An 11,569-nucleotide genomic window follows, 5' to 3' on the forward strand; every position below is an offset into this window, starting at 1 on the left:
TAGGATACTCCGGCTGTTTATGAATAGATTAATTGAGGCTCAACCACAAATTATGGCTGAAATTCGAAGAAAAACAATCTGGCTAAGTTAAAAAATCATTCCCGAATAATTTACATCAAACTATCTTAACCCGTTGTGCATTTTAATTTGTTTTCGTCACTTCGAGTAGGTTTTTGAAAAAAAATCGTATCGGGAAGTTTGTAATTTTGAAGATGAATATTTTCTCGATACATATTTTCTCCACTTTGTTACGAAAAAACACTCGAACTGACGAATCTAATACCAAAATTTCGCAAAATGCACAACGGGTTATCTTAATTAGTTTTTAAAATATTCAATCCCGTTCTCACCTAAAAATCCTATTTTATCATTTGGCAACGTTACCTTAAATATTCCAAATTGCCAATGGCTATTAATAGGTATCGCTTCAAGGATTTCTATTTTTTTGTACTTTGGTTCGATCGGATTATAGGCCGAATTGAGTATAAACATCCCAAACTTATTGTCTTTTTCTATAAAACAAATGCCATTAAGTTTATATTCTATTTTATCATAGACAGAATCCAGTAAGACTTTACCCGTTTCATCAATCATTCCCAACTTATTATTTCTCTTCACAGAAAAAGTATAGTAACCATGATTGGGTGGGAAAATATCGATAATATCATCGTTTTCTAAAATAATCTTTCCTTTAGCTATAGAATATACACTATATTTATTTTCATTTTTCGTAACCACCATATCATCTAAAATACTCACGATCTTCCCATAAATACTTTCTATTTTTCTGTAATTACTTTGTTTTTCTTCATATTTTTCCCGACTGTCCCCCGGTCTATAAACCAATGTTCCTTGGGCCGGATTTAATTTTTCCTCAACTAAAATTTTATCGTCAGTGTATATCATTTCTTCATTGTTACCATAAAAGGCAATCCAATCCATCTTTTCTTTATTTACATTTTCCTTTTTAGGCCATCCGATAAAGGAATACTCAACCGGTATAATTAGCTTTCCTTTAGAATTTATTAAGCCTTGTTTATGATCCTTTGTTACATTGAAACTGCCATTTGCAACAGAAGATATGTGATCATATTCAATAGGAATAAAGATTTTAAAATCTTTTAATAATCCGACTTTATTATTCTTGTAGATTAAAATTTCATTCGAAAAGTTTGAGATTCTTAAAGAGTCTAAATCAGTATTGGGAAGCAACACCTTTTTATATTGGTTAACAATAGAAAATTTACCTTTGTTCTTTATTATATACTGACCCATAAAATCTGACCCAATGGCAAAATCTTCAAAATTTGCAATAAATGGCTTCACTTTTATCACTCCTAAAGTATCACAAAGTCCCCACGAATTACCTTCCCTAAAAGGAATAAGCAACTCATTCTTCTTCACATTTTGAGAAAAAAGATGTACCGTGATCAATAAAAAAAGTAATTTGAAAAATTTCATAAAGTAAGTATTGATATGCAAAAATAAACATACATTTCGAGCTTTGAAATGATGATGATACCCTTCTTCAAAATTTTTATTCAGGATTTATTTAATGTTCAGTATAAAGAGTTTTAATTGTTTGACGTGATAATTAGAAGTCCTTTATTTTAGCTGTTCAATAAAAAATCAGCTTATGGAATTACAAGAAAATATATGGAAAGAGATTTCCGGAATAGTTTTTAAGCTTTCCTATGATGATTTATAATGCATCAGAAAGGAATGAATTCAAAAAATGCTATCTAATAAAATTTAACAGACAAAACAAAAACTTTATTAAATTACTCTTACGAAAAAAGAAAAACGAGTTTGCCATCCAGCTGTTCACCGAATTACTCACTTTCGTTTGCATTTCTTTAATGTTTGATAATAAAAAAACCTTCAAATATATTTGAAGGTTTTTTATTTTTTGGTTGCTCACCTTGCGGAGATATATGGATTTAAAGAGAATATTCTAAATATCTCCAACTTAAAGTTAAATAAAAATTAGTACTATAAATACTATACAATCGTTGATAGTTTTTATTTTCTCTTATTTACCAATCTCTTTATAATAACGATCAGAACACTGTTTGAGAACTTCCTCCGTCTCTTTGAATTCTTTTTTCTTTTTATCCAATTCGTTTTGAGCTTTGTTGTAGTTCTTTGTTGCATTACAAAGACTTACTGATAAGATAAGAATCGCAAGCGTTGAAATGATACTGTAGATTTTTAATACTTTCATAGATGTGTTTTTTATAAATATAGAAAGAATTTTTAAAATCAGACTTTACCTAAATTTACAGTAAAATCTATTTTTACAATGATTTCTCATATAATGAGTTTCATCTTTATCAGTTTTTAATTCCCGATTAATTGTTTTTTTGTAATCTTCATACAAGAAAAAATTGTAAATAAGTCTGTTAGTCGAATAACATTCTAAATATTAATTTATATTTACTTATCTATAATTTATAAATATGAACGATCTATTACCATTAGCTCAAACTGATATTAAAAGTGCGGAACTGCTTTTTAACAATAAGATATACAGTAATGCAATATATTTTTATCATCAAGCGGTTGAAAAAGCGGTAAAATATCTTGGTTTAAGAATAGGAGTTATAGATATTCAGGATTTAAGAAGAAAAATCAGCCATAACCCTATAAAAGTCTTTAAAATTTTAGATGAAAAAGAAAACATATTTGATGGACAAGGAATCGATAACTTCTCATCGATGATAAAATTGTTAACTGATGAACAACTTGTAAACCGCACATTATCTGAAATTGAAAAAAGCACAAGAAATTTGTACGATTTAAATAGTAAAATTTCATTCTTTCAGAATTTTAAAAATTACATTATTGATAAAAATTTTGAAGAAAAGGAATTACTACTTTCTATAGAGGAAAATGCATATTACAACAAAATGGCTTCGGACTTTTTTAACCAGTTAAATGTCGGTGCTACAATAATGAGAATGTTGTTTTTAAACTCTTGCTTATGTACAAAATATAGTCTGGATAGTTACAGATATTCAAGCAATGAAGTTGGAGATCCAATTGAACACTTTTCAATAAATAATCCTATCATTTTAAAACTGGATATTTTCATAAAATCTATAAATATATGTGTATCTCAATTACCTACAATTAAATGGGAAAATGAAAAATACAATCAAACTTAATTAAGATGTAAAAGTATAATTTGATTTTATTTATTAACACAAAAGCTATGGATAATGGGCATGGTAATAATATAGATTTGAGATACATTTAATAATGTAATTTTATTTTACACTGTTAAGTTCTTTAAGTTAATGACTCCACTGAAACTATTGAGAATTCTAAAAAACTTAATCAATCTTCGTAATCCATTCGATAAAATAAAAGAAGCATAATTCTTATTCTCGATTATTTTAGTTAAAACCAAATATTATTTAAAAAACTAAATAATATAAAAATGAAACCATTTAACATTAAAAATTAAGTAAATTCATAAAATCTTTACACTCCAAGAGTGCCAACTTTAGTATCGATTGCCAATAATTTCTACCCATAGCATTTCTTTCACTTTCAATCTGTTTTTTCACAACTTTCAGAGAATTCACACTCAAAATAGGTTCATCAAATGCTTTTAAATCTGATAAAAACCTGCTGATAACGCCATCGGATACTTCAATAAATCGTTCAAAAAGGCCCATTTTATTATAATGAGTTTCAATTAAAGCAAATAAGTCTGTATCTATTGACGTATTATTCTCTAGTTTAAATTCAACAGTAACAGCTTTATCATCTACTTTAATGGTTGCAAAAAGATACTGGTCTTCCGGTAATATATCTTTATATAGATTTAAAAAAAGTGTTTTATCATTATCTCTCCAAAAATTACTTTTCTTCGAATTACATTGAGAGCAGCAACAGTGAAGATTGCGAGGATGAATTGTAAATTCTGCAAATTCCTCCTGCGGCACAAAATGGTCAAAAGTATTTGTTATACTCAAAGTACAATATTGACAATGAACTTCTCTTCCATTTTCGGTTGTTGTCAACTCAGTCCTAAGATCAACGAAAGCTTTTGCAGAGTACTTATACAACTCTTTTAAATTGGTACATTCATTTTCTGAAAAACCACGACTTTTCAATAATGCTAGAGAGTCACTATCAAAATTATCGTCATAAATCTTATATAATTTTTCGATGTCATCAGCATAAGGTGCAAGAAATATTTTAAGATCCTTATCTCGTTTGCTTTTAAGTACCTTTTTATAAAAGTCAAATGAGTTGCCAGCATGAGGTTTACTATTTCTCATTTTTCTTATCTAAAATGTTTTTAATATAAATACGAGCATTCAAACTTAACGGCATTTCATCAAATTCAATAGCATCAACAATTTCATCAAAGTCCATTCCTCGGTCAATTAAATCAACGATGATTTTTTTGTATTGTTTTGATGATTCTCTTTCTCCGAAAACTTCTTCAGTCAAGGTACCAAGATTTTCTCCAAAAGACTCTATTCCGATTCTCCTTATAATTGGGTTATCATTATCACGTTCCAAGATATAGACATTTTTGGAAAATAATTCTCTAATAACTATTGGGGAATGGGTAGCGATAATACAAAAAGACTCAAATTCATTAACTAAGTCATAAATAGTATTCATTAATTCTACTACAGCATTCGGATGCAGATGTGTTTCAGGCTCATCATATAATATTAAAGAATCAAGTCTTATATTAGCAACAATTTGAGTAATTATATATAATAATATACTTTGACCAGAACTTAATTGATCTTTTATTTTATCATATTGGTCTTTATTTACAGCGGGTAAATCTGGATCGACATCAATTGATCTTATATCAATAAATGCATCAACAATATGTTTATCAATGAAGTTTAATAAAATTCGTCTCCATTTTTTAACCCGCTGAAGCTCTTGAATACGCTTCCAATTGAAGTGAAAGCTTTTTGAAAGTCCAGCATCTGACCGCACTGTACCCTTTTCATTTTTTAAACCACAATAGACATAATTTAGATTAACATTCTTCTTAGGTAAGGGAAAATTATCAAATACACTATATGATACTGCAATAATTTTGCTAAAAGAAGGTACTGAATTATTGAATGCTTCATCATTTTTATTAGCTAAATTGTGAGGTAAGCTATTCATAAGCTGAGTTTTCCCTGCCCCATTTTTACCAATAATTCCAAAAATTCTGTCAGGGAGCGGATATTTGGTATTAAAGTTAAAGTTCACATTTGTTTCGTTCTTGCTGTAAGCGGGTTTAAATTTATAATTAAAAGAATAAAAGTTTTCCATATTAGCTCCATTAAGCTTTGGCCTAACTTCCCTTAAATAGCGCTCAGCATTATCTGGTCTAAGTAATGATTTTCTAAAGTTATAAGTTTTAGAAAATTTATCAGCAATATCACTAAAGTAAGCGGCATCTTTAAGTGCAAAAAGGATAGAAATTGTTACCTCTAGTGAAAAAAATTCAGAAAAATTAGCATAGAAATCATCCGTGTACGCTAATGAGCAAAATTCGTTAGAAAGTGTGAAGAATTTTTCAGGTAACAGTGACCATGTAGTTACATCTTCATAATGAATAATTCGTAGCTTGCCAATAAACGAAATATTTTTCCCAAAGTCCCAATAGTAAGTAAGTGTGAATACAGAAATAACACTATAGTCATTCCAACCTTTGTTTGGAGATAGTAAAAAATAACGTTCGTCTTTTGAATCATTAAGACTTGTCCCCTCTAAATAAAATGGAATATCATTAACCTTAATACCTTGTGGCAGATCTCCAATTTCACTTATTAATTCTACTTTTTGTATTGGAAGCTCAAATTCATCATATCCAATAATAACTAATCTTAAATCATCTTTTTCGAGCTCATAATCAATAGACATGCTAAGATTACTGATTTGCTGCTGATCTATAAAGTTTCTAGTATCAAGAGCAGATTCGATTAACTTAACAATGCTATCAAAATCTAAAGAATAAACTTTAAGAACATTCTCAAATATATCAATCGCTTCATAGTCACTATTCCTGAAATAGTGCTGTAAGATATCCTCTTCAACATCTACATACTCTCTCTCTAATATTTGGTTTGAAATATCTGCCCAAACATTTTTAATAATTGCTATAGCATTGTCTGATTTTTCTTCTGCTAAATATTGCCAAAACGGAATAATAACTTTTAGAATTTCTCTAATTGTGGTTTTTGAAATATTTTTGGGCATCATGGTTTAGTTTTTTCATCAAATATAAAAAACTATGATTTAAAAACATTCTAGTTCACAAATATTCAACAAACAGCCACTTTAAAATATCAAATGAAATTTGGATTTTTTTGTTACCTAAAAATTTATTTAATCGATATTCCTCAGCTAAATTCAGTGAAAATACTGAATACTCATCTAGATTACTTTTTTATTTTTACTGACAAAAAACTAACAGTCCCAAATTATATGCAAAATATAACACGAGAAAACTACAGCGAAATACTGCACGACTTTATCGATAAATACAACTTGAACAAGAAAAATATTTCCAAAGTTATTGGTTGCTCTTCAGCAACAATGGAACGTCTTTTAAACGGTAATATTCTTCCAAGTGATGAAATGTTAAAACAGACTGGAATACTTATCACTTTAGGCATTGAAAAGTATAGTAAGCTGACTAAAACAGAAAGGGAAAATATTTCGGAACTTTTAGGAACTCTTTCCGGCGGAGGTTTAGGATTTGCAACTATAACAGCCATTGTTAGCGAGTTAGGGTTTTTAGGACTTTCAGGAGCTGGAATTATGTCTGGTTTAGCCGTTTTAGGCAGCGCAGTGGGTGCAGGTGCAGCTGCTGGAATTGTTGTTGCAGCAGCAGTGCCCATTGCCGCAGGTGCGGCTGGATATGGGATTGTAAAAGCTGTAAAAGCAATAACTAGGAAATATAAAAACAAAAGTACTTTCATTGACAATAAATGGGAAATTGCAAAAGTCGATTTTATACCACAATAAACACGCAGAGAATTACTTTATAAATTAATATAGCGAATTACAAAAACTTAACTTTAAAAAGAAAAAAAACACAAAAAAACAATTTTTACGGATTTCCGTAAAAACCATCTTAAAATTCCTTATAAATTGCTTATTTAAACTAATTACTTAATCGAATAATGTTAAACACAGAAACCACAAATAGAGAAGAAATAATTCAACAGACTAGAAGAGATGATGAACGTTCGGATTTGAAACAACATGCAGATAAAATGCTACGGGATTTTGAAAAATTTAATGACTTTTCATCTAATCGTGCAATTTGGGAACTGGTTCAGAATGCTTGCGATTTAAGCTCAAAATGTGAAATTACAATAGACTATAGAAATGAAAGAATATCTTTTTCTCACAATGGGAAACCTTTCAATACAAAATCACTAATTTCTCTAATAAAGCAAGTTAGTGGAAAGTATGGCGAGCAGCAAGATATTAAAGAGGTAGGTAAATATGGTACTGGATTTTTGACAACACATACTTTTGGTAGAAAATTTTCAATTAATTCTGTTTTAGATACAGGAGAATTTTACTTACCAATAAATGATTTTGAAATAGATAGAACTCCAAAAACTTGGGAACTTTTGAGTGATAATATATCTGATCAGAAGAAAAGAGTTTACGAAATTTTAAAAAATGAAACAGCAATAAGTATAGATAAGTTTTTAACAACTTTTACATACCAACCAGAAACGGTAAAAGAGGTTGACTATATAAAAAAATCACTAACAGATCTGGATGAATACATACCCTATGTATTCACTATCAATGATAGGCTCAATAAAATAATACTAATTGATGAAAATCAAAATGTATGTACTTATACTTTTGATAAAAAGAGTAAAGTAGAAACAACTGAAGATATTAATTTATTCAAGACAGTCATTCTTAAAGACAATGAAGAAATATTTATTTATAGTATCATCGACGAGGAAGAAGAAATCGAAATTATACTACCAATTAACAAGGATCAAGAGGTTTTTGAATTTAATGAACGTCTTGCAAGGTTGTTTTTATACTATCCCTTAATTGGCTCGGAAGATTTCGGAATAAATTTTATTATAAATTGTAAAAATTTTCTGCCCACTGAGCCCAGAGATGGAATACATTTAAATAGTGATAAGTATCAAGTTAAAGATCAGGAGGAAAAAAACAGGCACATTATTGAAAAATGTACTAATTTAATATTTGATTTTTTGAATAGTAACGCAATAGAAGTTAGCAATCCCCTATTATATTCTACAATAAACTTTAAAACGAATTCAGATGATCTACTGTTAAACGAATATTTTCAAAAACTTCAAATTTCGTGGAATAGTAAGTTCAAATCTCTTCCTTTTGTAAATACCTTATCTGGTTACAGAACAGTACAAGAGGCTGAGTTTTTATCACCAGACTTTTTGGATACCAGTCCTGAAATCTTTGATTGCTGCTTTGAATTACTTTCAAAATTTTACAATTTAATTCCCCAAAAAGAAAATATTATCAAATGGAGTAAAAATGTCATCGATTGGAATGATGATGAGATTACACTTATAACGCACCAAGATTTATTGGAAAAAATAAGAGGCTGCACACTTGAGGATTTTAATGCAAAAACTTTAAATCAATATTACTCTTTTTTAATAGATAGAGGATTTTCAACTTACTTTAGCTCGCTAGAATTAATACCAAATATTGATGGTAAATTTCATAAAACAGGTATTTTATTATTAGCTAAAGATTTAGATAACAATTTAATTACGCTAGGTAAAACATTAATACCTGATTCTATAGACAAACTTATTCATAAAGAATTTCTATTCAATTTCAATTTAGAAGAATTCAATCGTAGAGATTTTTCAAATGATATAAAAATTTCACTGGATCAAAAAGATTTGTCCAACTATATTTATTTCCCTAAGAATCTCAGTTTAGAAGATTATCATTCAGATTTAGTTGATTCAACTAATAAAATAGACAACGATTATTTTATTTCTTTACTAAGATATTGTATGATCGTAAATAATAAAGAATCCTTAAGTAAGCCTAATCAATTAATCAAAAAAATATGTCAGTACTATGGCTTAGAAGATGAATTATTTGAACTAAAACTCTTAAGTGAGGAAAGTGAAAATATCGAATATAGGTCAACTCGTAAAAATTTAATAAAAGTATTCTTTAATCTCGTAGCATTACATAACAATGAATGGGTTCAAAAAAATCAAAAATTATTATTTGACCTTTGTTCCTTAAATGATGATAGTTATAAAGATATATATAAGGAAAGCAAGATCTACCCAAATCAATTATTTGAACTTCATTTGTTAGAAGTCTTGAAAAGAGATTTAGGTGTCAAAGAAAGCATCAAAAAGATTTATTTAGATACAACAAGAAAAGATATTAATGAAGTTTTAGTTATATCCGAATTTAATGATTTTCTTCCCGAAGCTAATTATATAGACAATAGACATTTAACTACGATAATAGAGAATATAATATTCCAAGAGAACGTTATTAATATTGATTCTCATACTCATAAAGATATAATCTTAAAGATTATTCCAAAACTGACTGATAAAGAATATCAAAATCTTTTTCCGCAGTTAGATGATAAAAAAGCAAATATCATGATTTCTGTTGTAACACAAGAAGAGACTAAAGATGATATTTTTGCTATTGTTACTTTAGATAGTGAGAAACTTAAAAAAATTGGAAAATTAATTCAACAGGAAAATTTTGAAGAACTTATCAATAAAGCGGAAAATATAATTATTGATGAACAACAGTCCAAATCAAATTTTGAACATAAATATAAAATTGGAACTTTTATTGAAAACCAAATACGAGCAAAACTTGATCAACAACTGAACGATAAGATCTTAATTGACAACCTTGAGTCCAGAAACGAACAGGGAGGTCAGGATATTGTCATTAGATTAGATGATGAACCAATCTATTATATTGAAGTTAAATCGAGATGGGACAAAAGAAATTCTGTAACAATGAGCAAACTTCAATTAGAACGTGCAGCATTAAATTGGGAAAAATATTGTTTATGCTCAGTAGATATAACACATTATGAAGGTGACAATAATAAATACAATCTTCCAATTGAAGATATTTTACCATTAGTAAAAATTATTGATAATATCGGAAATAATGTAAAACCACTTGTTGAAAATAATATTAAAGCAGAAGAAAGAATAGAAGATCAAGTACATTTAACTGATTACAGAGGTGTTATCCCCCAAAATATTATTGAAACAGGAAGTAATTTTGAAACTTTCGTATCAACTCTTGTCACTCACATAAAAACTGCTGAATTGAATGTTGATAGGATTTAATGAAAAATTAATGTGCGAAAATAAGTATATTTGATACTATCAGATTTATTAAAATGTCAATATATAAAGATTATATATACTTAGACAATGCATCAACAACCAAGATTGACGACAATGTCTTAAGTGCAATGATTCCCTTCATGTCGGAATTATATGCTAATTATTCAAGTTCTCATTTAATGGGAAAAAAAGTTAGAAATGAAATAGCAAACGCTAGAGAGCAGGTTGCTAATTTATTAAATGCAGATGCTAACGAAATAGTTTTTACTTCCGGTGCAACAGAATCGATTAATGCAGTACTGAAAGGGATTGTTACAAACTCAGATAAGTCTAAAAAGCCACAAATTATTACAGTAGCAACTGAACACTCAGCCATTCTCAGCACTTGTAAATTTCTTGAAGAAATAGGTGTCGAAGTGGTTTATCTTCCTGTTTTACAATCAGGAGTACTTGACATAGCTAATTTAAAAAATGTGATTTCTGATAGAACCCTTGTAGTTTCAGTTATGCTAGCTAATAACGAAACCGGAGTAATTCAAAATATAAAGGGAATCACAAAAATCGCTCATCAGTATGGAGCTCTTATGATGACAGATGCTACACAAGCAGTAGGTAAGATTCCCGTTGATGTTAAAGATCTTGATATCGATTTTTTGGTATTTTCCGGACATAAATTTCATGCTCCAAAGGGAATTGGAGGATTTTACTATAAGCAAGAAAATAAATTCACACCATTAATTCATGGTGGCGGGCAAGAAAACAATAAGCGCAGTGGTACATTAAATACTCCCGGAATCATTGGAATAGGCAAATGTGCAGAGATTAGCCTCGATAAAATGGATCAAGACGTTCAAAAAATAAAAAAACTACGTGATCGATTGGAACAAGAACTTTTATCGATCGAAGGAACTTTTATTAATGGATATTCGGCTGAAAGATTACACAATATAACCAATATTTGCTTCCCAAACATAGAAGCTGATTTTCTAATAGGAACATTGAGAAATATTTGTGTTTCAAATGGCTCTGCTTGTCATTCTGAATTAATAGAACCATCTCATGTATTAACAGAAATGGGAGTGAGTATTTCGGACGCATTTTCAAGTATTCGATTCAGTTTGAGTAAGTACAATACTGAGGAAGAAATTGATTATACGGTTCGTAAAATTAAAGAAGTTATAACCAATTTTCAAAAATAGCACTAT

8 protein-coding genes are annotated in these 11,569 nt (G+C 28.9%); 4 read left to right on the forward strand and 4 right to left on the reverse strand.

The genetic code is table 11. The annotated features are described in order from the left end of the window. Positions 1-318 precede the first annotated feature (318 nt). Both M2373_RS20955 and M2373_RS20960 read right to left on the reverse strand, forming a co-directional pair. Complete coding sequence (locus M2373_RS20955; RefSeq protein WP_259113233.1) at positions 319-1,461, reverse strand: WG repeat-containing protein; 1,143 nt, start codon at positions 1,459-1,461, stop codon at positions 319-321. Between the two features lie 571 nt (positions 1,462-2,032). Next, positions 2,033-2,224, reverse strand: coding sequence for a hypothetical protein (locus M2373_RS20960; RefSeq protein WP_259113234.1), 192 nt, complete (start codon positions 2,222-2,224; stop codon positions 2,033-2,035). A 235-nt stretch (positions 2,225-2,459) separates the two neighbouring features. Here M2373_RS20960 and M2373_RS20965 point away from each other — a divergent pair, with 235 nt between their 5' ends. Continuing rightward, positions 2,460-3,167 (forward strand): HEPN domain-containing protein, encoded by a 708-nt coding sequence (locus tag M2373_RS20965; RefSeq protein ID WP_259113236.1) that lies wholly within the window; start codon positions 2,460-2,462, stop codon positions 3,165-3,167. A gap of 291 nt (positions 3,168-3,458) precedes the next feature. Here M2373_RS20965 and M2373_RS20970 read toward each other — a convergent pair whose 3' ends face one another. Both M2373_RS20970 and M2373_RS20975 read right to left on the reverse strand, forming a co-directional pair. After that, positions 3,459-4,292: a hypothetical protein gene (locus M2373_RS20970; RefSeq protein WP_259113237.1), complete on the reverse strand. Its 834-nt coding sequence runs from the start codon at positions 4,290-4,292 to the stop codon at positions 3,459-3,461. Continuing rightward, entirely contained in the window at positions 4,282-6,237 is a 1,956-nt protein-coding gene (locus M2373_RS20975) for an AAA family ATPase (protein ID WP_259113239.1), read from the reverse strand. The genes M2373_RS20970 and M2373_RS20975 overlap by 11 nt, the downstream gene beginning before the upstream one ends. Positions 6,238-6,327: 90 nt before the next feature. Here M2373_RS20975 and M2373_RS20980 point away from each other — a divergent pair, with 90 nt between their 5' ends. The 3 genes from M2373_RS20980 (at position 6,328) to M2373_RS20990 (ending at position 11,563) form a co-directional block, all read left to right on the forward strand. After that, complete coding sequence (locus M2373_RS20980; protein ID WP_259113241.1) at positions 6,328-7,005, forward strand: hypothetical protein; 678 nt, start codon at positions 6,328-6,330, stop codon at positions 7,003-7,005. Positions 7,006-7,163: 158 nt separating this feature from the next. Beyond that, positions 7,164-10,364: a sacsin N-terminal ATP-binding-like domain-containing protein gene (locus M2373_RS20985; protein ID WP_259113242.1), complete on the forward strand. Its 3,201-nt coding sequence runs from the start codon at positions 7,164-7,166 to the stop codon at positions 10,362-10,364. A gap of 53 nt (positions 10,365-10,417) precedes the next feature. After that, the gene (locus M2373_RS20990; RefSeq protein ID WP_259113243.1) at positions 10,418-11,563 is read left to right on the forward strand and encodes a cysteine desulfurase family protein; all 1,146 of its coding nucleotides are present in this window, start codon (positions 10,418-10,420) and stop codon (positions 11,561-11,563) included. The last annotated feature ends 6 nt before the right edge of the window (positions 11,564-11,569 follow it).

It is taken from the genome of Chryseobacterium sp. JUb7 (assembly GCF_024806495.1).
In the GTDB taxonomy this organism is placed as follows: Bacteria; Bacteroidota; Bacteroidia; order Flavobacteriales; family Weeksellaceae; genus Chryseobacterium.

Excerpts from the sequence above, each read along its gene's own strand:
- M2373_RS20955 (WP_259113233.1), bottom strand. The coding sequence starts at position 1,461 with ATGAAATTTTTCAAATTACTTTTTTTATTGATCACGGTACATCTTTTT.
- M2373_RS20960 (WP_259113234.1), bottom strand. The coding sequence starts at position 2,224 with ATGAAAGTATTAAAAATCTACAGTATCATTTCAACGCTTGCGATTCTT.
- M2373_RS20980 (WP_259113241.1), top strand. The coding sequence starts at position 6,328 with ATGAAATTTGGATTTTTTTGTTACCTAAAAATTTATTTAATCGATATT.
- M2373_RS20975 (WP_259113239.1), bottom strand. The coding sequence starts at position 6,237 with ATGATGCCCAAAAATATTTCAAAAACCACAATTAGAGAAATTCTAAAA.
- M2373_RS20970 (WP_259113237.1), bottom strand. The coding sequence starts at position 4,292 with ATGAGAAATAGTAAACCTCATGCTGGCAACTCATTTGACTTTTATAAA.
- M2373_RS20990 (WP_259113243.1), top strand. The coding sequence starts at position 10,418 with ATGTCAATATATAAAGATTATATATACTTAGACAATGCATCAACAACC.
- M2373_RS20985 (WP_259113242.1), top strand. The coding sequence starts at position 7,164 with ATGTTAAACACAGAAACCACAAATAGAGAAGAAATAATTCAACAGACT.
- M2373_RS20965 (WP_259113236.1), top strand. The coding sequence starts at position 2,460 with ATGAACGATCTATTACCATTAGCTCAAACTGATATTAAAAGTGCGGAA.